Source organism: Bacillus sp. NMCC46, assembly GCF_002998465.1.
Lineage (GTDB): Bacteria > Bacillota > Bacilli > Bacillales > Bacillaceae > Bacillus.
Map to the genome: position 1 here is coordinate 835,856 of NZ_PVQZ01000001.1, position 23,280 is coordinate 859,135.

A 23,280-nucleotide genomic window follows, 5' to 3' on the forward strand; every position below is an offset into this window, starting at 1 on the left:
TTATGGAGACTAAACCTTACCTAATCGCACTTGACCTGGATGGCACGTTATTAAAAGATGATAAAACCATCTCTACACACACGCTTGACGTCATTCAAAAAGTGAAAGACAGCGGGCATCATGTCTGTATTTCAACCGGCCGGCCATTTCGTTCCAGCTCTCCTTATTATCAGCAATTACAGCTTGATTCACCCATTGTGAATTTTAATGGCGCGTTTGTCCATCATCCTCTTGATGAAAAATGGGGCAGATTTCATACGTCACTTGATCTCCAAGTCGTTAAACAGCTTGTAGACATTAGTGAGGAGTACAAAGTGCACAATGTGCTAGCTGAAGTGTTAGACGATTTGTATTTCCATTACCATGATGAGAAGCTCATTGATATATTTAATATGAATGCAAATAAAGTCACCGTGGGAGACCTTCGGGACAACCTTGGAGAAAATGTGACGAGCGTGTTAATCCATGCAAAAGAAGAGGACGTTGGAGCCATTCGAAGCTATTTATCAGATGTTCATGCAGAAGTGATTGATCACCGGCGATGGGCTGCACCGTGGCACGTGATTGAAATCATTAAAACAGGCATGAACAAGGCCGTTGGACTGCAAAAGATCAGTGATTATTACGGCGTTCCACAGGAGCGGATTGTGGCATTCGGAGATGAAGACAATGATTTAGAAATGCTTGAATTTGCTGGATGCGGCGTGGCAATGGGCAATGGAATCGATGCGGTGAAACGTGTTTCAAATGAAGTCACTGATACGAACGAACAAGATGGGATTGCAAAGTTTCTAACGAATTACTTCTCGCTTTAATTTTTCCATTCATACATAACCGAAGGAAGCGGGCATACTACCGTTAGACAGGTTGTCCTGTCAGCTTGTGTAAAGGGGCGGATTCCGAATGGGTAAAAGAAGCAAATCGAAACGCTTTATACAACAAGGTAAAGATTCAGTCAGTCTGCATGACGCACGTTTTCCTTATCGTTCGACACTTGAAGAAGCGGCGGCGGACAGGGGAAATATGAAGACTGATGCTTCTGGAGGTTCATTGTGAGAAACGAACTTTTTGATCAAGCCAAATCATTTACTGAAGAAGCCCTTACTTCTTCATTTTCATCTGGGTTAGAGCGTCAACAGGCGGTCAAACGAGCCAAAAATGCCGTATCTTCTGCATTTGCCAATTCGACAGATGCAGAAAGAAACCAGCTGCATACCTTCCAAGACTTGCTCGATGATCTCTAACATAAAAAAAGCTGTCCACCATTGGACAGCTTTTTCTGATTCTCATGAAGCAGGAAGCACTTATTTTACTTGGAACGTTTTCTTTTCCGTGATTTGCTTCAGCCCTTCTGCTTTTCCTTTAAATGTGACGACCGCTTCATACGTTCCCGGCTTGACACCGTTTGACCACGTATCTTGAAAATCATAGGCTTCGCCTTTCTTCAGCACAAATGATTGGATGGCCTGTGTGAACATACGGTCTTTCGAATAGCGGTATTGTTCATTTCCGTTTTCGTCATACACACTGAGCTCGAATTTCTGGCTTGTGTTAAAAGTAAATTCAATATCTCGATCTGATTCATTTTTCAGCGACATGTTAAATTGAACCGAAGAACCTTTCTGGACGGGGTCTACTGTGAGTACAACTGTTTTTTCTCCCATTTGACCGGATACCTCCTTGTCTGGTTCATCCTTTTTTTGTTGTCCACAAGCGGCTAAAATCAATAAAACGAGAAGAAGCACCAACCCTTTTTTCATTTACTACCCACCTTTTAATCTCGTCTGAAAAATCCAAGAATATTGGTTGTTTGCACAATATTTGTAAAGGCTTTTGGATCGACTTCTTTAATAATTTGTTCAAGTTCATACAGCTCATACCTTGTAATGACGATCACCATCATTTCTTTTTGCTCGTTGGTAAAAGCTCCTTTTGCAGGTACAGTCGTAATGCCCCTAACCATTTTTCCATAAATGGCTTCTTTGATTTCATCAGCTTTCTTCGTCACAATCATCGCGGTCAGCTTCTCATGTCTTGTATGGATGGCATCAATGACCCTTGTGGTCACATATAATGTGACAAGGGTATATAATGCTTTCTCCCAACCTTGTAATAATCCTGCTGTAAAGATGATGATTCCATTTAAAATGAAGAAATATGTGCCGACTGGTTTATCCTTCCACTTCGCTAAGATCATGGCAAGGATGTCGAGCCCGCCTGTTGATGCCCCGTATTTGAGGGTGATCCCAATCCCGAGTGCAGATATGACGCCGCCAAACACAGCATTTAGTAATATATCCTGTGAAACACTCGTTTCCGGTAAGATGCCGAGGAAAATGGTCGTCAGTGCAACACTGATGATGCTGTATAACGTAAAGGAACGGCCAACTTTCATCCAGCCTAAAATGCCGACTGGAATATTTAAAATAAATAATAGGATCCCTGTTGATATATAAAATGGCGCATATTGATCCATTAAGCTGGATAACAGCTGGGCCACCCCTGTAAACCCGCTCGCGTATACATCAGCTGGGATTAAGAATAAGTTCAGTCCAATCGCATTGAGCAGTGCACCAATGACGACGACAATGAGTTTTTTTGCTTCTCCAATGAACATATTGTCATTCCTCCACTTACCATTCTCTCTATGGTTTTCCCTAAAATTTAGAATTTGAACACGAAAAGATGATTTCTGTGATATAGTTAGGCTAAAAAGATGTAAAATATGGCTGATATTTTTAGAAAGAAGGGATTTTGATGACTGTTCATATCATAGCAGACAGTGCTGCTGATCTGCCTCTTTCTTATTATGATGAACATAACATGACGCTCATTCCGCTGCGTGTGTTACTTGGCGAGCAGGAATTTGAAGATTTGATCACCATTGAACCAAAACAAGTATTTGATGCGATGAGACAAGGTGCCAGCCCAAAGACGTCACAAGCTTCCCCAAACCGAATCAAAGAAGCCTTTGTTTCTCTCGCACAAACCCATACATCTGCAATCTATGTTGCCTTTTCATCAGAGCTTTCCGGTACATACCAAACAGCTGTGATGATGGCAAACGAAGTGAAGGAAGAATACCCTGATTTTGATTTGCGAATCATTGATTCTAAATGTGCTTCACTTGGCTATGGGCTTGCAGTCAAACACGCTCAATCACTTGCCATTGACGGAAATACAATACAAGAAATTGAAACGTCTGTAAAGCATTTTTGCGAATCTTTACAACATATTTTTACTGTAGACGATTTATCGTATTTAGCAAGAGGCGGAAGAATCAGTAAAGCGTCCGCATTTGTTGGCGGTTTATTAAGCATTAAGCCCATTTTACACGTCGAGGATGGAAAGCTCATACCACTTGAGAAAATCCGCGGACGTAAAAAGCTGTTGAAACGCATTATTGAACTGATGAAAGAACGTGGAACGGATTGGCCAAATCAAACTGTGGGCATTAGTCATGGTGATGATCCTGCACTTGCAGAAGACATGAGACAATTGATTGAAGCCGAATTTCATCCAAAAGAAATTGATATTCAGATTGTCGGCGCGGCTGTTGGGTCCCATTCAGGCCCAGGCACGCTTGCAATCTTCTTTACAGGCAAACCATCATAAAAAGCACCCTTCCCTGACACATCACGGGAAGGGTGCTTTTCTTATGACTTATGAAAGTTTAAACCGATGGACGGTTTCATTTAACCTTGCCGTCATACTCATCAGTTCTTCTACCTGTTTGTTCATTTGATGGAATGATTGCAGCTGTTCATTGGCAGAGGCAGAAATTTCTTCGCTGCCAGCTGCTGTTTCTTCTACAACCGCACTAATATTTTCAATCGAGTTCAGCACTTGTCCGCCAAGCTCTGTTGATTGAACAATTTGGTCATTTAAGACAGCCATTTCTTGTTTAATGTGCTGCGCTTTTGTTTCTATATCTTCAAAGGAGTGTGAGGTTTTGTCCATCGCATCCTGCTGTTGAAGTGAAAGCTTGACTCCTTCTTTGACAGTTTGACTAATGGATTGAATGCCTCTTTCAATATGACTGACCATATCAAAGATTTGTCTTGTAGCGTTAGATGATTCATCGGCAAGCTTACGAATTTCATCTGCAACAACAGCAAAGCCTTTTCCAGCTTCACCTGCTCTTGCCGCTTCAATCGCCGCATTTAGCGAAAGTAAGTTTGTCTGATCCGCAATGTCAGAAACAGTTTTGGCCATGGCCGAGATGCCGCTGGCGTATTGCGTGAATTCTCCTGCTGACTGCTCGATTTGCCTTGTGGCATGTGTATTTTTTTCAATCGCCGTTTTTGTTTCTGTTAACGTGTGCTTTCCACTTTCCACTGCTTCTATGGCATCCTCAGTACTTTGGATGACTGTTTGTGAACGTTCGGAATTTTTACGTCCATGCTGATCCATCTTTTCAATCAAACTGACGCCATGCTGGAGATCCTCTGAAATGGCTTGTGACCCATTTGCCATTTCGTCTGTCGAGACAGATACTTGATTTGCAGATTCCATCAGCTTTTTGTTTTCATCATCTAACTGGATCGAGAATGTCTCTACTTGACTTGAGACATTGCTGATTTCTTTAATCAGACTAATCAGCTGATCTGTCATTTGATTAAAGGATTCATTCAAGCCGCCGATTTCATCCTTGCGCTGAATGTGCATCCGCTCGACAGCAAGGTTGCCTTCTGCGATCTGCTTCGCTCGGTAGGATAGTGATTTGATAGGGGTCACGATGGATCTTGTTAACCCAATATTTAAAAAGACAGCAATGACAATCAGCGTGAGGGCTGCAACGAGTGCACTGGTGATGATCCATTGCACATTATCAGATGTATTCTCTTGATTTTGTTTATACGCTTCTTCTGCTCTTTTATTCATTGTATGGACGTCGTTTAAAACACCATCAATTCTTGCAGCGACCCGTCTTGCATCCGATGCGTTTTTTTCACCAATGGCATTATTTGCTTCCTTGGTCCACGTGTCATATTTTGCATTTAACCTTGTTAATGCATCTTTGTTGATATTTCCTGCATGTTTGTTTAACGTTTGCAGCTGTTTTTTTGCTGTAGAAATATCGGTTTGAACAACCTCTAGCTGTTCATCAGAAAGTGTCATTGAATAATTGGTCATGGCTTGTTCGACGCTTTCAAAGCTTGCTTTTGTTTTTTGAACGTTTAATAAGGTTTGAACTTCTGTTTCATTTGATGATTGGATCTTTGTCATACTGACAATGATAAAGGCGATTACGCCAACTGCTAAAAGAAGTGAGACGAGTGAGTTGAGTAAAATTTTGATGCGCAAGCTCATGATGCGTCCCCCTCTTCTTTTAGAAGTTTCTGCTTCAGTTCATTTACTTTTTTGGTCAATGTCTCAGCATTCTTCATCACCCGAATTCTTGCCATATCGATTCCGTCATTGCTTAAGTCGTAGATAACATGCCCATTTTTGATTTGATTGTTCTTGACGAGCTGTTCGCTGAATTGATAGACCACTTCATCGACTTTTTTTACCATGGACGAAATTACCGCTTTTTCAGCGGTGTAGTACTGATCACTATCTACACCAATGGCATATTTGCCCTGCGCTTGCGCTTCTTTTAATAAACCGACACCTGTATAGCCAGCTGCGGCATATAAAACGTCTGCTTTCTTTTTGATCATGCCTTTGGCTATTTTACTGCCTTTGCCCGCATCACTAAACGTATTAGCATAGGTGGATAAGATCTTGATGTTCGGATTTACTGATTTGGCGCCTTTTTGGAACCCTTTTTCAAAACGATGGATCAAATCCGCATCGACACCGCCAACAAATCCAATGACATCACTTTTCGTTGTCATGGCAGCAAGTGCGCCCGCTAAATAGCTGCCTTGCTCTTCTTTAAACGTCACGGAGGTCACATTTTTCAGCTCAGATACGGCATCGATGAGAAGGAACTGCTTCTTCGGATATTTCTTTGCGACTTTTTCTAAATCTTCTTGCATACTGAAGCCTACTCCGATGACGAGGTCATTGCCATCTTTTACAAGCTCGGTCAGTCCTTTTTCATATGTATCGGTTTCTGCAATTTCTCTATAATCAAATTCAATCCCAAGGTCATCACGTGCTTTTTCTAATCCTTTAAATGATGAATCATTAAATGATTGATCACCAAGACCATCATCTGTGAGCATAACGCCAATATGCTTCGCATTTGATGCCGGTGGTTTACCTTGCTGATTGCTGCATGCGGCGAGCACCATAAGCAGGGCTGCCACCAGAAGCAATGAAATTTTCACTTTCATCCACACACACACTCCTTTTATCATCCTTACTCCTTTCTTATCGGATTTGAGAGGCGTTGTTTCAATGATTAAGTGAAGGTTTTTCAGCTTTTTTCATGACTTTTTTCACTGAAAAAACCCATTATTTATAACAAATATAAAAAAAGGGATAAAATCATGATGATTTTATCCCTTTGTCTTCATTTCAGTGTGATATGAAAACCCTTGAAGTCAGGGTTTGGATTTCACGCTGCTCATTTTTTCTCGTATGTCCAGCCCTCTTTTTGGTAAACTAAGTCATTTTTCATCAAATGGCCTAATGCTCGTTTAAAGGCTGCCTTGCTCATTTGGAATCGTTCACGGATGTCTTCTGGATCACTTTTGTCCCCATAAGGCATAGCACCATTTCTCGTTCTCATATAGGTTAAGATTTCTTCTGCATCGACAGATAACGCTTCCTGTTTTCTAGGGAGCAGAGAAACGTTCACGGTTCCATCCTCTTTCACGGCAATGACGCGTCCTGTCACGGTCGATCCTAATCTTGGTTCTTCCTTTCGTTCCGTGCGGTGGATAAACCCTCGCACGCCTGTATCTGTCAGCATAAAGGAGCCTGTCGCAATTAAGCGATAAATGGTTCCAGTGATTTCTTTGTTCATTAAGGTTTCAGGTGCCTCAGTAAACAATTCACTGATCACATCTTCAGTGGCTGGCTTTGCGAACATTCTGCCGTAGCTTGTGACTTTCAGCATACAGTAGAGTTTGTCTCCTTTTTTTGGCCATGCTTCCTCAAAAGGCGGGAGGTGTTCTGTTGCAACAAGTGCATCCTTTGACAGCCCGACATCGACAAATGCGCCCATGTCTTCTACCACGTCTACGACTTCTACCCAGCCATATGTATGCGCATTGATTGTAGGTATTTTCATCGTGGCAGCCAGTCTTTCTTCATGATCTACATATAAGTAGACCTCTACTTCATCTCGGTCACCAATATCCTCTGTCATCTCACTGCGGTGCAAGAGGACCGAATCTTCACCATCTGTCAAAAAGTAGCCGTATTCCATCTCGTTCTCTATTTGCAAGGTCAGTTGCTCACCTGGTCTCATGTTCTCTTCCTTCCTATCTGCCCATAAAAGAGCGTTCGTTCATCTTTTGATTCACTTTATTCTACTATACTTCTCCCCGCATGAACATCTCTAGTTCTGTTAGCTAAAGTGGACAAACCGGATACGATTTATACTGCTGCCGGCTGAACTCTTTGTCTCGTCTCTTCGATAAAGTTTCTTCTTCTCCTATTTGCATGATAAAATAGACGCAATATCTATACATGGAGGTCATGTGTTATGGCAAAAGAAAGCTCATTTGACATTGTATCGAAGGTTGAACTGCCAGAGGTGCAAAACGCTGTTCAAGCAGCGCTGAAAGAAATTAAAAACCGTTATGATTTTAAAGGAAGTAAAAGTGATATTTCTCTTGAAAAAGAAGAGCTCGTTCTCATCTCTGATGATGACTTCAAGCTGGAGCAGCTAAAAGATGTGCTTGTGACAAAGCTGATCAAACGAGATGTTCCAACTAAAAACATCGACTACGGAAAAACCGAGCATGCCCTTGGCGGAACAGTACGCCAGCGCGCGAAGCTGATCAGCGGGATTGATCAAGACAACGCCAAAAAGATCAATGCACTCATTAAGCAATCCGGCATCAAAGTGAAGTCACAGTTTCAAGATGACCAAGTGCGTGTAACAGGGAAAAATAAAGATGATTTACAAGAGGTTATTTCTCTTATGCGCAAGGCAGATTTGCCAATTGATGTTCAATTTATAAATTTTCGATAAATTTCAAATTTTCCATTGATTATTTTCGATTTTTTCGATACAGTTGATGGAAGTTCAATTCATTGACATGTTCATATCACTTTCTTATCAAGAGAGGCAGAGGGACTGGCCCTGTGAAGCCTCAGCAACCGGTGTAGTAGAAATATATTTTCTATAACCAAGGTGCTAAATCCAGCAAGCAACTGCTTGGAAGATAAGGAGAAGAATTACGATACAGCCAAAAAGTCTTCTTCTTATCAGAAGGCTTTTTTTGTTACATAGAAATAAGGAGGAAACCAATGGGCCTATTACAAGACTTACAAAACCGCGTACTGATTGCTGACGGTGCAATGGGAACACTTTTATACTCTTACGGCATTGACCGCTGCTTTGAAGAATTAAATTTATCGAAAGAAGAGGAAGTAAAGCGCGTGCATGAGGCATATGTGCAGGCTGGTGCTGACATCATCCAAACAAATACGTACGGTGCGAATTATATTAAACTATCCCGCTACGGCTTAGAGGAAGAAACAAAGCGCATCAATACAAAGGCCGTACAAATCGCAAAAGCAGCCGCAGGCTCCGCTTATGTACTCGGAACGATCGGCGGCATTCGAACATTTAACAAAAATGCCTACTCTATTGAAGAAATTAAACGAAGCTTTAGAGAGCAGCTGTACATTCTATTAAATGAACAGCCTGACGGATTATTGCTAGAAACGTACTATGACATGGAAGAAGCGAAGGCCGTTCTCCAAATTGCACGCAAAGAAACGCCTCTCCCGATTGTCATGAACGTCTCCATGCATGAACAAGGTGTTTTGCAGGATGGAACCCCGCTCAAGGATGGTTTATCTGAATTGTCCTCTCTTGGCGCAGATGTCGTCGGCATCAACTGCAGACTGGGCCCTTATCATATGATTCAGGCACTCGAAGGCGTACCGATTTTAGAAAATTCCCATTTGTCAGTCTATCCTAACAGCAGTCTTCCCTCTCTTGAAGAAGGCAGACTCGTCTATGATACAGATAACGATTATTTTCGAAAAAGTGCACTTGAGTTTAGAAATCAAGGCGCACGTATTATCGGCGGCTGCTGCGGAACAACACCTCAGCATATTCACGCAATGGCTGAAGCGGTCAAGGATTTAGCGCCGATCACTGAAAAAGAAGTGAAAGTATTAAAAGAAGAAATCATTTCGATTCAAGATCAGCGGACTGAACCAGGTCTTGATGAGCTCGCTGCGGAAAAACGGACGATTATTGTAGAACTTGATCCGCCGAAGAAGCTGAACTTCGAAAAATTTCTCGTCGCTGCAAATGAATTAAAGAATGCAGGCATTGATGCCTTGACATTAGCTGATAATTCTCTTGCGACCCCGCGCATTAGCAATGTGGCTTGCGGCGCATTATTGAAACAGCAGCTTGATATGCGTTCACTTGTCCATATTACGTGCCGTGATCGTAATTTGATTGGGCTTCAATCCCATTTGATGGGTCTCGACACGCTTGGTTTAACTGATATTTTAGCCATTACAGGCGATCCATCTAAGATTGGAGATTTCCCAGGTGCAACGTCGGTTTACGATTTAACCTCCTTTGATTTGATCCGGCTGATCAAGCAGTTTAACGAAGGTCTTTCTTTCTCAGGGAAGCCGCTTGGTAAAAAGACCAATTTTTCAGTAGCTGGCGCGTTTAACCCGAATGTTCGTCACATTGATAAAGCGGTCAAACGTCTTGAGAAAAAAATCGAATACGGCGCTGATTATTTTGTTTCACAGCCTGTTTATTCTGAGGAACAGCTTGTGAAAATTCATGAGGAGAGCCGTCATTTGGATAAACCGATTTATATTGGCATTATGCCGTTAACAAGCAGCCGAAATGCAGAGTTTATTCATCATGAAATTCCAGGCATCAAATTATCTGATTCCATTCGTGACATTATGGCCAAGGCTGGCGAGGATAAGGAAAAGCAGCGAGCAGAAGGCTTAGCGATTGCCCGCTCTTTATTAGATACAGCCTGTGAATTGTTTAATGGCATTTATTTAATTACCCCTTTCCTTCGATCAGATTTAACAGCAGAACTGACCACCTACATTCATCAGAAAGAAAAGGAGTCAAACATCCATGTCAACTATCACTGAACAGCTAAAGAAACGCATCCTCGTCCTTGATGGTGCAATGGGGACCATGATTCAAAATGCCAATCTCACAGCAGAAGACTTTGGCGGAGAAGAGTATGAGGGCTGTAACGAGTATTTGAATGTAACAGCCCCTCACATCATCCGCGCGATTCATAGGGAATACCTTGAAGCAAGTGCCGATCTCATTGAAACAAATACATTCGGGGCTACAAAGCTCGTCCTTGATGAATACGGGCTTGGCCACCTTGCCTATGAACTCAATGTACGGGCTGCCCAGCTGGCAAAGGACGAAGCTGACCGTTACTCCACGCCGGAGCAGCCTCGATTTGTTGTAGGCGCAATGGGACCCACAACAAAAACATTATCTGTGACAGGCGGCACAACCTTCGATGAACTCGTCGCCAACTACAAAGAGCAGGCCCGCGCCCTGATTGATGGCAAATGTGATGCCCTTCTTTTAGAAACAAGCCAAGACATGCTGAATGTAAAAGCTGGATTCAAAGGCATTCAGGAAGCCTTTCAGCAGGCAGGCATTCAATTACCACTCATGGTATCAGGTACAATTGAACCAATGGGCACTACCCTAGCTGGTCAAGACATTGAAGCCTTTTATATCTCTCTTGAGCATATGAAACCAATTAGTGTCGGCCTTAACTGTGCAACTGGTCCTGAATTTATGACAGACCATATCCGCACGCTCTCCTCCATCGCCAAGTCAGCGGTTAGCTGCTATCCAAATGCTGGTCTTCCAGATGAAGAAGGTCAATATCACGAATCCCCTGTTTCTCTTGCTAAAAAAATCGCCGCTTTTGCGAAGGAGGGCTGGTTAAATATTGTTGGCGGCTGCTGCGGAACAACACCTGCACATATTCAAGCTTTGTCAGATGAAGTACGCACGATTCAGCCGCGTCACATCGCGCATGAATCGTCTCAGCATACCGTATCAGGAATTGAGCCCCTTATGTATGAGGAATCAATGCGTCCTCTTTTTGTAGGAGAACGGACCAATGTTATTGGTTCACGCAAGTTCAAACGACTCATTGCGGAACAAAAATTTGAAGAAGCGTCAGAAATTGCTCGCGCACAGGTAAAAAACGGCGCTCACGTGATTGATGTGTGTCTCGCTGATCCAGACCGTGACGAGGCAGCTGACATGGAAGGCTTTTTACAAGAGGCCATGAAAAAAGTCAAAGCCCCTTTTGTCATTGATTCAACAGATAAACACGTGATTGAAAAGGCGCTCACGTATTCCCAAGGGAAAGCCATTATCAATTCCATTAACCTCGAGGATGGCGAAGAACGCTTTGAAGAAATTCTTCCACTTGTAAAGCTGTACGGCGGCGCACTTGTTGTCGGCACGATCGATGAAACAGGGATGGCCGTAACAGCAGAACGAAAGCTCGAGATTGCCGTACGCTCTCATGATCTATTAACGAAGAAATATGGAATTCCCGCAAGTGACATCATTTTTGATCCACTTGTCTTTCCAGTAGGCACTGGAGATGAGCAGTATATTGGCGCTGCCGAAGAAACGATCAAAGGCATCAAAATGATCAAGGAAAATCTGCCTGAGTGCCTGACGATTTTAGGCATCAGCAACGTGTCTTTCGGACTCCCGCCTCTTGGCAGAGAAATCTTGAATGCCGTCTACTTGTATCACTGCGTCCAAGCAGGACTTGACTACGCCATCGTGAATACGGAAAAGCTTGAACGTTTCGCTTCTATTCCAAAGGAAGAAATCAAGCTGGCTGAAACGCTGCTCTATGAAACAAATGATCAAACCCTTGCTGAATTCACCCAATTTTACCGAGGCAAAAAGAAAACGGAGAAAAAACCAAAGGTCTCTTTATCACTTGATGAAAGGCTGGCACTCTACGTCGTCGAAGGAACAAAAGAAGGACTTATCGATGATTTATCCCTTGCTCTAGAGCAATTTGAATCACCACTTCATATCATCAATGGTCCGTTAATGCAGGGAATGGCTGAGGTTGGACGTCTTTTTAATCAAAACGAGCTGATTGTGGCGGAAGTGCTTCAATCGGCAGAGGTCATGAAGGCATCTGTATCGTATCTCGAGCAATATATGGAAAAGCAGCATGCAAGCGGGAAAGGTAAGATTCTACTTGCAACTGTAAAAGGAGATGTCCATGATATCGGGAAAAACCTTGTCGACATCATTTTGAGCAATAATGGCTTTCAAGTGGTCGATCTCGGCATCAAGGTGACACCTCAAACATTGATCGAAGCTGTGCAAAAGGAAAAACCAGATATGATTGGATTATCAGGATTGCTTGTGAAATCAGCTCAGCAAATGGTACTCACCGCTCAGGATTTACAAAAAGCGAATATTTCCGTTCCCATTTTGGTCGGCGGCGCTGCACTTTCTCGGAAATTTACGAAAATGAAGATTTCGCCTCATTATGACGGACCGGTTCTTTATGCAAAAGATGCGATGGACGGCTTATCTTTAGCCAATGAATTAAAAGCGAATCCTCTTCAGTTTCAAACAATGTCCGGAGAAGAGCCAGCGGCTCCTTTTAAAGAGAAAGAAGCAAAGCAGCCACAAGCTGTCATTGAATTACTAGAAAAACGTGCGGCGCTCCCGCAGGCACCTATTTTCACACCAGAGAATACGGCACGTCATTATGTGCGGGACATCGATTTGCATCACATTATGCCTTATGTGAATGAACAAATGCTCATTGGTCACCACCTTGGATTAAAAGGAAAGGTCAAAACATTGTTAGCTAACCAGCATCAAAAAGCATTGGAATTAAAGCAGCTTGTCACAGACCTTCTAAACGAAGGCAGAGAGAAAAACTGGTTTGCGCCTGCATTTGTTTATCAATTTTTCCCTGCCAGTTCAAACGGAAATGATCTGCGTATTTATGATCCCGCAGCGCCTGACCGCATCCTTGAAACGTTCCAATTCCCAAGACAGGAGAAGCTTCCGTACCGCTCTATTTCTGATTATGTGCGGAAAAGCGGCGAAAACGAGAAGGATTATATTGCCTTATTTGCCGTCACAGCTGGTGCGCGTATACGTGAAGTTGCGCAGCAATTTAAGCAAGAAGGAGATTATTTAAAAATGCATGCGGTCCAAGCTCTGGCGCTTGAGCTTGCAGAAGGATTAGCCGAAAGAACCCACCAAGTGATTCGTGACAAATGGGGCTTCCCTGACCCAGTCGATTTCACAATGGAAAAACGATTTCAGGCAAAATATCAAGGGCAGCGCTATTCCTTTGGTTATCCCGCTTGTCCAAATCTTGAAGACCAAGAAAAGCTGTTCAAGCTGCTTCAGCCTGAAAAAATTGGCATCCATCTGACAGAAGGGTTCATGATGGAACCTGAAGCATCTGTTTCAGCGATCGTCGTTTCTCATCCTGAAGCTCGATATTTTAATGTTCATTAATGCAGGACCTCCGGAATTGGAGGTTCTTTTTTGATTGAAAACACCAATTTTTACACTATGCTTCTTATGGTACGATACATATAAATGAATTCAGCTAAGAAGGAGTTGCGTGTCATGACAAACGTTGTTCAACGAGCATTAACAATTGATGACATACCAGATCTCATCGCATTGTCTCAAGAGGTACACTGGCCTGATTACAATGCGGAAGAACTCACATCTCTTTTAACAAATGGATATTTCACAGGTTTTTCAACAACGGACGGACAAGTCATCTCATGTGCAGGACTTTTCCAATATGATCAAGCGGCGTCAATTGGGGCAGTCATTGTATCTGAGACACATCGCGGATTAGGTCTTGCACGGAAAATGATTGACACCCTGCTAGATCAAAGCCAAAGCATTCCTGTCGTTTTAACCGCTACTGTCCAAGGGCGGCCTGTTTACGAAAAAATCGGGTTTCACACGGCTGGTTACATTCATACTTACAAAGCGCAAAAACCGAACCCAGAGGCGCTTCGTGTGTCAGATGACATTCACCTGTCTCCTGCCGATGAAACGCACCTTCCGTCCATTGAAGCACTTGATGAAAAAGGCGCAGGTACAAATCGATCAAGCTTTTTAAAAAACCGGATGAACCGGGCAGCACGGCGTATCATTGCAAAGAATGAACATCACGAAACAACTGGCTTTGCATTTGGCGTTGAAACGCCTGCCAATTTAATGATTGGACCGCTTACAGCAAATGATGAACTTACAGCTCTCTCTATGATCCGTTCGCTCATCTCGTCTTATTCTGGTGCGATTCGTTTAGATATGCAGAAGGAAACAGCTGAGCGCCTCCATGAATCACTTGTTGAAGCAGGTTTTACGAAAACAAACAAAGCGCATTTTATGATGATTCGCGGAAAAGAAAAGCAGAATGATCCCGCACTTCTTTATTTCCTTGCCTCTCAAGCATTTTCGTAAAAAAATAAAAAGCTGTAGACAGTTGATGTCTACAGCTTTTCTATTACTTCTCACAGGCGGACGAAAGAACATGAGCGAGTGCATTTTTGACCTTCCCATGCTCTGACGCATGCGGGCGGTCATCTCCATCTCCGTACCCATAATCAATCATTCGATTACGATTTAAGCACAGCTTTGTCAGCTTCGGCTGGAATAGATCAAATAGTTCAAAACGGTCCTTCAGCTGCGGGAATTGCTTTTGATAATGCTGAATTTCTTCTGCAAGCAAGCGCCAAAGTGTCGTTTCATCTAACAGCTGATGATTGTCTAACACGTTTGAAACGTAACGCAGGTTACAAATAAACAGTCCTGTAAAGATAAACTGCACTAACCCTTCCGGCGGCTCACTCCGCAGCACTTCTTTTAAATCTTCTCCTAGTGAAGCCAATTCAGGCAGCGGCTGATCACTAATATTCACATCATCAACGAAATCTTTGATCGCCAAACGATGCGGCTGATGATCTTTTAACACAAGAATCGTATTTTGCCCGTGTGGTGAAAAGACGGTGCCATATTGATACATGAAGTGCAGCAGCGGCGGCATCACAACATGGAAAAATTTCGCCATCCATTCCTTTGCTGAGAGACCAGATTTTTCAATCAGCTGTTTCACATATGGCTCACCTTCATGATCCTCATAAGTGAGTGCTGCAAGTGTAACAGGGCTCTCTCCTTCATCTAAATACGTGTAAATGCTTTCTCTAAAAATCACACCGAGCATCTCAAGATATTGATACGGCGCACCAGGCAGTTTGCTGTAGTAAGGATGATCGACATTGATACTTGCATTCTCACCAGGTAAAATCACGCGGCAGACATCCGATAAAAATGAGTCTTGATCCGCAATCCCTTTAATATGCGCTGTAATACGAGGGGCAATGACTGTCCGTTCTGACGGAAGTCCCCGGTACACGAGTGTATTTAAAATACTCATTGGCAGTTTAATATGATGCTTGCCTTTATTTGAGATGTTTGTAAAGGTTCTGATGGACTGCTGCGGGATATATTGATCCAGTCCCTCTCCTACATACACAATCCGGCGCAAGGCCAAATCTTCCGGGAAATGCTGAATAATCATATGCGTCCACTGCCACTTATGAACAGGCATCAAATAATAATCAGCTGCATTCAATCCTTCATCCTTTAACACGCGGTGAAATTGACGGATCGTGACTTCATCTAATTCTTTGGCGATCACCTGCTCATAATTTTCATGATCGACCGCATGGAATGTCGCAAGGTCCCGGTGAACAGCAATCCAAGACAGCTGCACACTTTCTTGCCTTTCAGGTGCATAGGCTAGGTAGTCATCGTAACTGAACCCAATGCGTCCTTTGTTATACACAATCCAAGGATGGCCTGTCATTTCTCCTTCAATCCACGCGTAATCTGTATCTGTCAGTTCATCCGCACGAAGTGCTTTTTTCGACAGCAAATGTACATCTGCTAACAGGGTATGATGAAGCTCTTTGATAAGATGGCCTGTTGTATCAGAAGACATTGGAATGAGCGGCTGAATGTCTAGTAAAAACACAATCGCACTGACATCCTTTGACCATTTTCCGTCTTGACAGCACTCGATTGATTCAGCGATTGTATCAAAACTATCAAACAAACGAGGTTTTGCGAGATAGCGATATTTCTTATGTTCGTGAATGATTAATTCATACTGAGCGATGCCATCCTTACGATCTAGCTGCACGGGATGAAGCATGTCCTCATACATGTATTCAGACAGCATTTTTGCCACCATTCGCTGGTTTGCCTTTTTCCAAGCAGCAGGATTCACCGCTTTTTTCAATTCATCTTGTACACTCATCGCTTCATCCTCCTTAACCTTTGATTTCTTCAAATGTGTTGACGTTCTTGTGTGTACCAAATGTCTGGAAGACGTGCTTTTGATAAAGTGGATACACGGTTTGACGAGCAAGTTCATTGATAATCACACTGTTTCGGTAAGCGCCAAGCCCTAAATCCGGAGCGCCGACCCCATGTGTATGAAGCTCAGCATTTTGCACAAAAATATCATTTTCACCCATTGTATTAGTTTTCAAGCGATATTCACGTTCGACCTGGAACCGTCCTTGATCGTCCCATTGAATGTGATGAGAAATTGGGTTGATAAACGGCGGCAGTACCGATTGATAGCCAGTCGCCAGCACAACAATATCGGTCTCATGGGTAAAGGTGTCCTCTTTGACCCATTGCATGCATGAAAGGGACAAGCCGTCCGCTGTTTCCTCAATCAAGTTGACCTCTGTCATCGCTTGAAGCACTGTGTTCAACTGCTCTCCGCAGGCAGAACGTTCATAAAGCAAATGGTAAATATCACGGATCATTGCAGAGCTGATGCCTTTATACAGCAAGTCTTGCTGCTTTAACAAAGCATCCTTTTTTGTTTGCGGAAGCTCATAAAAGAAATCAATATAATCTGGAGAGAAATATTCAAGACCAAGGTTTGAATATTCCATTGGGAAAAATCCTTTAGAGCGTGTGAACCAGTGAATATCCTTTGCCTCATCATCTGATAAAATATCATAAAACACTTCTGCCGCACTTTGGCCAGAGCCGATAACTGTCACAGATTTCCCTTTAAAACAGCCTTCTTTCTTTCGTTTTAAATAGTCAGCAGAGTGAAAAACTTTCTCTCCTAAAGCTGGCTGGAGCGATGCTGGTATCGCCGGCTGTGTACCAATTCCTAAGACGAGATGCTTACTTTCAAATACCTCTACGGTTTGATCATTCACATGACGGACATGCACTTCATATCGCTTTTCTCCTGCTTTCTCAATCAATGAGACAGATTCGACGTTCATGCCAAATCGGCAAGAGTCTAACTGATCTGCGACCCAGCGGCAATAATGACTATATTCCTTGCGCGGGATATGAAAATCCTCTAGAAAGTAAAATGAATACAAACGGTTTTGCTCCTGCAAATAGTTAAGAAAGCTATATTTGCTTTTCACATCTGCCATGCTGACAAGGTCCGCTAAAAAGGGGACTTGCAGTGTCGTCCCTTCAATGAGCATACCTGGGTGCCAATGAAAGGCTTCACTTCTTTCAAAAAACAAAGCGTCGATATTATTTACCTCTTCAGATAATGCGGCAAGTCCCAGGTTAAACGGACCAATGCCGATTCCAATTACATCCACTACATTATTTTGCTTGTTGAACCGCGTCATGGTTATACTTCCTTTCGAATCGTTCTCGATCACAAAACATCAAAAGACCTGTTTTATCGGGTAAATTGACTGGTTTTACACGTTCAAATCCGCATTTTTCAAATACATGGATCATTTTTTCATTGCGAATATCCGGCTCAGCGACGATTTTTTCTGTTCGTTTGTTCTGCTCAAATTGAAAGGCTGTCATTGCCTGAAGCAGCGGGGCCGCAAATCCTTTTCCCACATAATCCGGCTCCCCTATTAATAGATGGATTCCTTGATCATGCGGAGAAGGCTGATAGTAGGATTCAATAATGTCACCTTTGACGTTGTATGCCTCAAAATAACTCATTGGCGTCCCATCAATTGTTCCTAAATAAAGGGTTTGATGCGGATCATGAATCGCCTGATAAAAATGCTTTTCAAAAGCAGGAAACGGAATATTCAAATGCCAAAATGGGTGAACATACTCTTCTTGCATCCACTTGTGGACAAGCCGGACATCCCTTTCATATTCAGCGCGAATAAACCTAATACGATGCCTCATCCAATCAGCGCCTCCTTATGTAAAAAGAGCGGATTCAAGACAGCTGTGTAACGAGACTGTGTTTCCAGAGATCCAGTCAGCTCATCCATATCTTCAAACCGTGTCAGCAAATTCGCTTTTGAAGGCAGTTCCTTTGAGCGGAGAAGGCTGTTTGTCAGTTCAGATGCCCCGTATGTTTCCTCATGAGCGAGCAATGTGTCTCTCACGAGTGCCAGCAAGTCTTCTTCCTTTGCCAGTCCTTCTGTGCCAAAGCCGTTAATGAGACCAAATAAATGATTAAAGAAGAAATAATAACGCAGTCTCTCAACGGCTACATCATCTGCACAAATGGTTTCACTTCTCACGCTCAAGTTTTGGACAAGGTTTGCGAGTTTATCCTTTTTCGATTCACTATAATAGTAGCCTTGGTTGTCACGATAATAGAAGGTGTCCGGGTAACCAGCCTTCATTTGCACAACAGCATTTTGCTGATGGGCTTCCAGTGCAAGACCATATGTTTCAAACAGCCAGAGCATCGGTTCTAACGAAATGGTTAAATATTGCTTAAACCAATCTTGGCTCACAGCATCTGTTGATCGGCCTTCTGCGTCTGCAAGGTTATGAATGATCCCTGCTAATCGCGATTTTCCACCATACGCATGATCCTGACATAATCCAGCAATTAAGCTTGCCCCTTTTTCACGATGCAAAAATGGATTTTGACGAATGACTACTTCAAAGCCAGATTCCGCCTCTTCTCCTTGAATGGATAAATAGGCAGGATCTTCAATGACCCGGAATCCAGAGAATTTATCGTATAAAGAAATGCCTAATTCTGTTTTTAAAATGCGAGACATCTCAACTCCGCGATCCAGTTCCTTTTGTTTATTGACACGTAAGGAGTTTGTAATTTTCACAGGAACAGAGAATTTGAGCATGTAAGCAGAATCTTTTTGATAGACAGTTCTAAAGGATGAGGTCGCTGTGTATTCAGACCCCAGCGGTCCTAAATAAGTCAGTTTCCCTTCCTCTATATAACGCTGGACGAACGCTTTCTCCATGACCACTTTGACTTGCAGCGGGTGAATCGGAATGAGCACATATTCTCCGTTTTCTGTTAACGTATTCAGTCTCTCTGTTTCTTCTGGTACCTGGCGCAAGAGCTCTTCTAACATGAGGCTTGCCGCAGACTGTGCAATAGACGAATCCTGAAGCACAATCGAATGGTGCGCTTTAAAGTAATGAAGCTGGAAAGCCCCTTTCAGCTCAGGAGAATAGACCGCTTCTTCCTCCTCCGTCATCCCTTGTCTGCTTTTTGGAGTGGGGTGCGTTAAATGTCCAAGAAGAAGTGACTGCTCAGCCTCGATATACTCAAAATCGGCTTCAGAAAGAGCTGCTCGATCACTTTCTCGCTCCTTTAAGAATCGTTCAATATTTCGGCAGCTTAAAATGATGCGAAGCATGAATTCATCCTCTGCATCTGTGCGGCCATATTCAATGAGAAGCTCCTTTGAACATAGAGCAACCAGTGTCGTGTAATCGGCGATTGCGCCCTCTTGTTCACTGCCTTGCGGACGGAAGCGAATCGGAAAATCAAAGAGATGGCGGCCAACAGATGAAACATATCGGATCGGAATCACAAGCTCTAGATCTTGCTTTGCTAGTTTTGCGATGAATACAAGCGAGCCATCTGCTCTCGTCTCTTTTTTTGCAGATCGATCGATTCCTGTTTCACGTAAAAAACAGTTTAAAAAGCTTTGCATAGTTGCATTTTCAGCCATTTGTTTATATTGACTCAACGTAGTACCCTCCCGGATTGAATATGAGCGATCCCGATATCAACGATGTCAGAAAGGATTTCCTCAATATGTGTGATTGTCGTTCTCGGATTTAACAAAGTGAATTTTAAGCATGTTCGGCCATCAACCACTGTTTTCGCAATGACAGCAGTTCCCGTTTTGAACAATGTCCGATGAATGATTTTATTGATGTCATCTGTTCGGTGCTCATCCTTAAATCGGAACACAATCGCATTGATTTCTGGCTCAGGATTGATTACTTCAAGGTGATCATTTCTCTCAATAAGCGCGGCCACATCCTTCGCAAAATGAATGGTATGGTCAATGATGTCACCAAATCCTTCTTCTCCAATTAGACGAAGAGAGAGAAGTAACTTCAGAGCATCAAACCGGCGCGTCGTTTGGATAGATTTATTGACGAGATGTAGAATACCATCTAATTCATCTTCCTTTGGATTAAGATAATCTGCATGATAATCGATCAAACCAAAATGTCTTTTATCCTTCAGCAAAAATGCCCCGCAGGAAATCGGCTGATAAAATTGCTTATGAAAGTCGATCGTGATTGAATCAGCAAGCTCCATACCGGCTAATTTACTTCGGTAGGTTTTGCTTAATACAAGTACTCCGCCGTAGGCAGCATCTGCGTGAATCCACAGACCGTCTGGTTTGACAATGTCATACACATCTCGAACCGGGTCAATACTTCCAAAATCAGTTGTCCCGCAAGTCGCTACTACCGCAAAAGGAAGCAAGTTCTGATCCTTTAATTCAACCATCTTCTTCTTCAAATCATTGAGGTCCATTCGGTGATGCTCATCCGTCTCGACCAGTACAACAGCCTGCTCCCCTAAACCGAGCTGGGATGCAGATTTTTTCACCGTGAAATGAGCATTTTTAGAGCAAAGAATTCTCATGCGGTGAGCTTCACTTGGTAAGCCTTTCTGCTGAACATTCCACTGCCATGTATTTTCACAAAAGGCATCTCTCGCCAGAAGCAGCCCCATATAGTTAGATTGGGTTCCACCGCTTGTAAATGTCCCATCTGCTAAGCCGCCATAAGAAAACTTTGCACATAGCCACTTGAGGATTTCCTCCTCAACCAAAGAAGCAATACCGCTTTGATCAAAGGAATCCATTGATTGGTTAAAGGAACTCACCATCACCTCTGCGGCAAGTGCAGGAATGAGCGGAGGACAATGCAGATGTGCCAAGCATTTAGGATGCGATACATCAATCAAATGCGGCAAAAGATGTTCTTTTATATCTTGAAAGACAGATTCAATTGATTCTCCAGACGGTTGAAATCGGAATAACGATTCGACACTAGCCGCTAATTTCCCAGGCAATATTCCGCTGTATGGTCCTGTGTCTTTTTGCCACTGCTCCAGTAAGCTGTCGATAGATGTATGAAGAGCCGCTTGGAAGGACTCTCTTCCAAGCTGGCTTTGATTCATAAATAATGAATCTACAGAAGCTTTAGTTGATTGCATCGTACACGGCCTCTTTAAAAATAGCGATGACTTTTTCAAGCTGTTCTTCTGTCATAATGAGTGGCGGCAGGAAACGAATCACACTTCCGAAACGGCCTCCTGTCTCCACAATTAAGCCTTTATCGAAGCAATTCTTTTGAATAAGACTGGCCAGCTCTGGATTCGCTGGATAGCTTCCGTCCACATCCTGTTTCTCATTTGGATTGACTACTTCAACGCCAATCATTAAACCTCTTCCTCGAACATCACCGAGAGCAGGTACTTGTTTTTGGATGTCTTTTAAGTGAGCCTGCATACGATTTCCTAATTGTTCTACATGATCAAGCAGGTTGGTTTCTTTTATAAATTTAAGCGTAGCGGTTCCTGCAGCCATCGCCATTTGATTCCCTCTAAATGTCCCGATGTGTGCACCTGGATTCCATTGATCTAAATCTTTATCATAAATCACAACTGAAAGCGGCAGACTTCCACCAATGGCTTTTGACAGCACAATGACGTCAGGTACAATTCCTGCATGTTCAAAGGCAAACATCTTACCTGTTCGGCCGATGCCTGATTGAACCTCATCAATAATGAGCGGAATCCCTTTTTCTTTTGTGATTCTTCTCATTTCCTTCATCCATTCAATAGATGCTGGAATGGAGCCTCCCTCGCCCTGCACTGCTTCAAAGATCATACCTGCTGGCGGAAGAATACCACTTTCAGGATCATTTAATACGCGCTCAATATACGAACTTGAAATGCGGTGCGAATCCTTCCCTCCAATTCCAAATGGGCAGCGATATTCATATGGGTAAGGCATAAAATGAACATCAGGTATTAACCCTTGCACTCTTTCCTTTGGAGATAAATTCCCGCTTAATGACATCGTGCCATGTGTCGCACCGTGATACGCACCGTGGAATGAAAGAATGGAACGATTACCTGTCGCTGTCTTGACTAATTTAATAGCTGCTTCTATGGCGTCACCACCAGTTGGCCCACAAAATTGAATTTTGGCTCTTTTTGCAAACTCTTCTGGCAAGTGAGAAAAAATTTCATTCACAAATTCTTCTTTAATTTCTGAGGTTATGTCCAGCGTATGCAACGGTCTTTTTTCATGAAGCATACGTTCAATAGCTTCTATAACAACTGGATGATTGTGACCAAGTGCAAGTGTTCCTGCGCCTGCCAGGCAGTCATAAAACTCTCTGCCATCCGCATCTGTCACGATCATACCCTCGGCTTTTTGCATGGCTAATGGGAACCGTCTCGGGTAAGACCTTGCATTAGATTCTCTTTGACTTTGCTGCTCTAAAAATTGCTGATTTTTAGAAACGGTTTTGATGGACATAATAAAACACTCCTCCAATTGATAAAGATTATCATTTTCATTTACTAGCCTAGAGGATGTGAGATATGAAAGTCAATTGTATTCAAAAAGATGATTCGAAAAGCATATGAATGCTATATTCTCTTTTTAGCGAGTATTTTCGTGTAATTTTTACAAACCTCTACTGCCATAAGGAGATCAAATGGATGAGACGGAATGATGTAGAAAAAAATTACAAATCATTCTTCCTGGTTCTTTTGTTCTACTCATGACGAAGCTCTTATTTTATACAGGAAACTGGATGAAAGTGATGTAGAAAAAGAAAGAAATAAACGCCTTTCTATATTG

At 42.8% G+C, this 23,280-nt stretch carries 19 protein-coding genes and 1 riboswitch; of the genes, 8 read left to right on the forward strand and 11 right to left on the reverse strand.

The window, feature by feature from the left end:
• The first annotated feature begins 2 nt into the window (after positions 1-2).
• The 3 genes from C6Y01_RS04305 (at position 3) to C6Y01_RS04315 (ending at position 1,244) form a co-directional block, all read left to right on the forward strand.
• A complete protein-coding gene (locus C6Y01_RS04305; RefSeq protein ID WP_012009535.1) occupies positions 3-815 on the forward strand; it encodes a Cof-type HAD-IIB family hydrolase in 813 nt (270 codons plus the stop codon).
• Positions 816-903: 88 nt separating this feature from the next.
• Positions 904-1,056: a hypothetical protein gene (locus C6Y01_RS04310; RefSeq protein ID WP_034663354.1), complete on the forward strand. Its 153-nt coding sequence runs from the start codon at positions 904-906 to the stop codon at positions 1,054-1,056.
• On the forward strand, positions 1,053-1,244 hold the full coding sequence (locus tag C6Y01_RS04315; protein ID WP_024425070.1) for a DUF3813 domain-containing protein: 192 nt from the start codon (positions 1,053-1,055) through the stop codon (positions 1,242-1,244). Before C6Y01_RS04310 ends, C6Y01_RS04315 begins: the two co-directional genes overlap by 4 nt.
• A gap of 60 nt (positions 1,245-1,304) precedes the next feature.
• Here the strand turns inward: C6Y01_RS04315 and C6Y01_RS04320 are convergent, their stop codons facing one another.
• Complete coding sequence (locus C6Y01_RS04320) at positions 1,305-1,760, reverse strand: BsuPI-related putative proteinase inhibitor (protein ID WP_066031047.1); 456 nt, start codon at positions 1,758-1,760, stop codon at positions 1,305-1,307.
• A gap of 14 nt (positions 1,761-1,774) precedes the next feature.
• A complete protein-coding gene (locus C6Y01_RS04325; RefSeq protein ID WP_034663360.1) occupies positions 1,775-2,617 on the reverse strand; it encodes a YitT family protein in 843 nt (280 codons plus the stop codon).
• A gap of 140 nt (positions 2,618-2,757) precedes the next feature.
• Between C6Y01_RS04325 and C6Y01_RS04330 the strand changes: the two genes are divergently transcribed.
• Positions 2,758-3,615, forward strand: a complete 858-nt coding sequence (locus tag C6Y01_RS04330) for a DegV family protein (protein ID WP_106031492.1) — start codon at positions 2,758-2,760, stop codon at positions 3,613-3,615.
• A gap of 48 nt (positions 3,616-3,663) precedes the next feature.
• On the opposite strand, the gene C6Y01_RS04335 is transcribed toward C6Y01_RS04330, so the two are convergent.
• The 3 genes from C6Y01_RS04335 to C6Y01_RS04345 form a co-directional block, all read right to left on the reverse strand.
• Positions 3,664-5,313 (reverse strand): methyl-accepting chemotaxis protein, encoded by a 1,650-nt coding sequence (locus C6Y01_RS04335; RefSeq protein ID WP_095285006.1) that lies wholly within the window; start codon positions 5,311-5,313, stop codon positions 3,664-3,666.
• Positions 5,310-6,287, reverse strand: a complete 978-nt coding sequence (locus C6Y01_RS04340; RefSeq protein ID WP_034663371.1) for a BMP family lipoprotein — start codon at positions 6,285-6,287, stop codon at positions 5,310-5,312. The genes C6Y01_RS04335 and C6Y01_RS04340 overlap by 4 nt, the downstream gene beginning before the upstream one ends.
• A gap of 233 nt (positions 6,288-6,520) precedes the next feature.
• Positions 6,521-7,369 (reverse strand): CvfB family protein, encoded by an 849-nt coding sequence (locus C6Y01_RS04345; RefSeq protein WP_034663374.1) that lies wholly within the window; start codon positions 7,367-7,369, stop codon positions 6,521-6,523.
• A gap of 237 nt (positions 7,370-7,606) precedes the next feature.
• On the opposite strand from C6Y01_RS04345, the gene C6Y01_RS04350 reads away from it, so the two are divergent.
• The 4 genes from C6Y01_RS04350 (at position 7,607) to C6Y01_RS04365 (ending at position 14,599) form a co-directional block, all read left to right on the forward strand.
• Positions 7,607-8,098 (forward strand): YajQ family cyclic di-GMP-binding protein, encoded by a 492-nt coding sequence (locus tag C6Y01_RS04350; protein ID WP_034663377.1) that lies wholly within the window; start codon positions 7,607-7,609, stop codon positions 8,096-8,098.
• Positions 8,099-8,179: 81 nt separating this feature from the next.
• Positions 8,180-8,298, forward strand: a riboswitch (SAM riboswitch).
• Positions 8,299-8,376: 78 nt separating this feature from the next.
• A complete protein-coding gene (locus tag C6Y01_RS04355; RefSeq protein ID WP_034663380.1) occupies positions 8,377-10,218 on the forward strand; it encodes a bifunctional homocysteine S-methyltransferase/methylenetetrahydrofolate reductase in 1,842 nt (613 codons plus the stop codon).
• Complete coding sequence (gene metH / locus C6Y01_RS04360; RefSeq protein ID WP_106036685.1) at positions 10,202-13,630, forward strand: methionine synthase; 3,429 nt, start codon at positions 10,202-10,204, stop codon at positions 13,628-13,630. Before C6Y01_RS04355 ends, metH begins: the two co-directional genes overlap by 17 nt.
• Before the next feature lie 114 nt (positions 13,631-13,744).
• A complete protein-coding gene (locus tag C6Y01_RS04365; protein WP_106037868.1) occupies positions 13,745-14,599 on the forward strand; it encodes a GNAT family N-acetyltransferase in 855 nt (284 codons plus the stop codon).
• A gap of 43 nt (positions 14,600-14,642) precedes the next feature.
• Here the strand turns inward: C6Y01_RS04365 and C6Y01_RS04370 are convergent, their stop codons facing one another.
• The 6 genes from C6Y01_RS04370 to C6Y01_RS04395 are packed head-to-tail and all read right to left on the reverse strand — an operon-like array spanning position 14,643 to position 22,953.
• Positions 14,643-16,457, reverse strand: a complete 1,815-nt coding sequence (locus C6Y01_RS04370) for an IucA/IucC family protein (protein WP_106031488.1) — start codon at positions 16,455-16,457, stop codon at positions 14,643-14,645.
• 13 nt (positions 16,458-16,470) lie between these two features.
• On the reverse strand, positions 16,471-17,820 hold the full coding sequence (locus tag C6Y01_RS04375) for a lysine N(6)-hydroxylase/L-ornithine N(5)-oxygenase family protein (RefSeq protein ID WP_106037869.1): 1,350 nt from the start codon (positions 17,818-17,820) through the stop codon (positions 16,471-16,473).
• Positions 17,795-18,349, reverse strand: a complete 555-nt coding sequence (locus C6Y01_RS04380; protein WP_034663394.1) for a GNAT family N-acetyltransferase — start codon at positions 18,347-18,349, stop codon at positions 17,795-17,797. Before C6Y01_RS04380 ends, C6Y01_RS04375 begins: the two co-directional genes overlap by 26 nt.
• Positions 18,346-20,127 carry an IucA/IucC family protein gene (locus C6Y01_RS04385; RefSeq protein ID WP_095285001.1) on the reverse strand — a complete coding sequence of 594 codons (1,782 nt, stop codon included), beginning with the start codon at positions 20,125-20,127 and terminating at the stop codon, positions 18,346-18,348. The genes C6Y01_RS04380 and C6Y01_RS04385 overlap by 4 nt, the downstream gene beginning before the upstream one ends.
• Positions 20,124-21,620, reverse strand: a complete 1,497-nt coding sequence (locus C6Y01_RS04390; RefSeq protein WP_106037870.1) for a pyridoxal phosphate-dependent decarboxylase family protein — start codon at positions 21,618-21,620, stop codon at positions 20,124-20,126. Before C6Y01_RS04390 ends, C6Y01_RS04385 begins: the two co-directional genes overlap by 4 nt.
• Positions 21,607-22,953 (reverse strand): aspartate aminotransferase family protein, encoded by a 1,347-nt coding sequence (locus C6Y01_RS04395; protein WP_034663402.1) that lies wholly within the window; start codon positions 22,951-22,953, stop codon positions 21,607-21,609. The genes C6Y01_RS04390 and C6Y01_RS04395 overlap by 14 nt, the downstream gene beginning before the upstream one ends.
• Positions 22,954-23,280: the final 327 nt, after the last annotated feature.

Bases quoted from the DNA above. Each gene is read 5' to 3' on its own strand.
- C6Y01_RS04375 (WP_106037869.1), bottom strand. From the start codon at position 17,820: ATGACGCGGTTCAACAAGCAAAATAATGTAGTGGATGTAATTGGAATC.
- C6Y01_RS04310 (WP_034663354.1), top strand. From the start codon at position 904: ATGGGTAAAAGAAGCAAATCGAAACGCTTTATACAACAAGGTAAAGAT.
- C6Y01_RS04380 (WP_034663394.1), bottom strand. From the start codon at position 18,349: ATGAGGCATCGTATTAGGTTTATTCGCGCTGAATATGAAAGGGATGTC.
- C6Y01_RS04350 (WP_034663377.1), top strand. From the start codon at position 7,607: ATGGCAAAAGAAAGCTCATTTGACATTGTATCGAAGGTTGAACTGCCA.
- C6Y01_RS04355 (WP_034663380.1), top strand. From the start codon at position 8,377: ATGGGCCTATTACAAGACTTACAAAACCGCGTACTGATTGCTGACGGT.
- C6Y01_RS04340 (WP_034663371.1), bottom strand. From the start codon at position 6,287: ATGAAAGTGAAAATTTCATTGCTTCTGGTGGCAGCCCTGCTTATGGTG.
- C6Y01_RS04330 (WP_106031492.1), top strand. From the start codon at position 2,758: ATGACTGTTCATATCATAGCAGACAGTGCTGCTGATCTGCCTCTTTCT.
- metH (WP_106036685.1), top strand. From the start codon at position 10,202: ATGTCAACTATCACTGAACAGCTAAAGAAACGCATCCTCGTCCTTGAT.
- C6Y01_RS04390 (WP_106037870.1), bottom strand. From the start codon at position 21,620: ATGCAATCAACTAAAGCTTCTGTAGATTCATTATTTATGAATCAAAGC.
- C6Y01_RS04305 (WP_012009535.1), top strand. From the start codon at position 3: ATGGAGACTAAACCTTACCTAATCGCACTTGACCTGGATGGCACGTTA.
- C6Y01_RS04370 (WP_106031488.1), bottom strand. From the start codon at position 16,457: ATGAGTGTACAAGATGAATTGAAAAAAGCGGTGAATCCTGCTGCTTGG.
- C6Y01_RS04365 (WP_106037868.1), top strand. From the start codon at position 13,745: ATGACAAACGTTGTTCAACGAGCATTAACAATTGATGACATACCAGAT.
- C6Y01_RS04335 (WP_095285006.1), bottom strand. From the start codon at position 5,313: ATGAGCTTGCGCATCAAAATTTTACTCAACTCACTCGTCTCACTTCTT.
- C6Y01_RS04345 (WP_034663374.1), bottom strand. From the start codon at position 7,369: ATGAGACCAGGTGAGCAACTGACCTTGCAAATAGAGAACGAGATGGAA.
- C6Y01_RS04395 (WP_034663402.1), bottom strand. From the start codon at position 22,953: ATGTCCATCAAAACCGTTTCTAAAAATCAGCAATTTTTAGAGCAGCAA.
- C6Y01_RS04320 (WP_066031047.1), bottom strand. From the start codon at position 1,760: ATGAAAAAAGGGTTGGTGCTTCTTCTCGTTTTATTGATTTTAGCCGCT.
- C6Y01_RS04325 (WP_034663360.1), bottom strand. From the start codon at position 2,617: ATGTTCATTGGAGAAGCAAAAAAACTCATTGTCGTCGTCATTGGTGCA.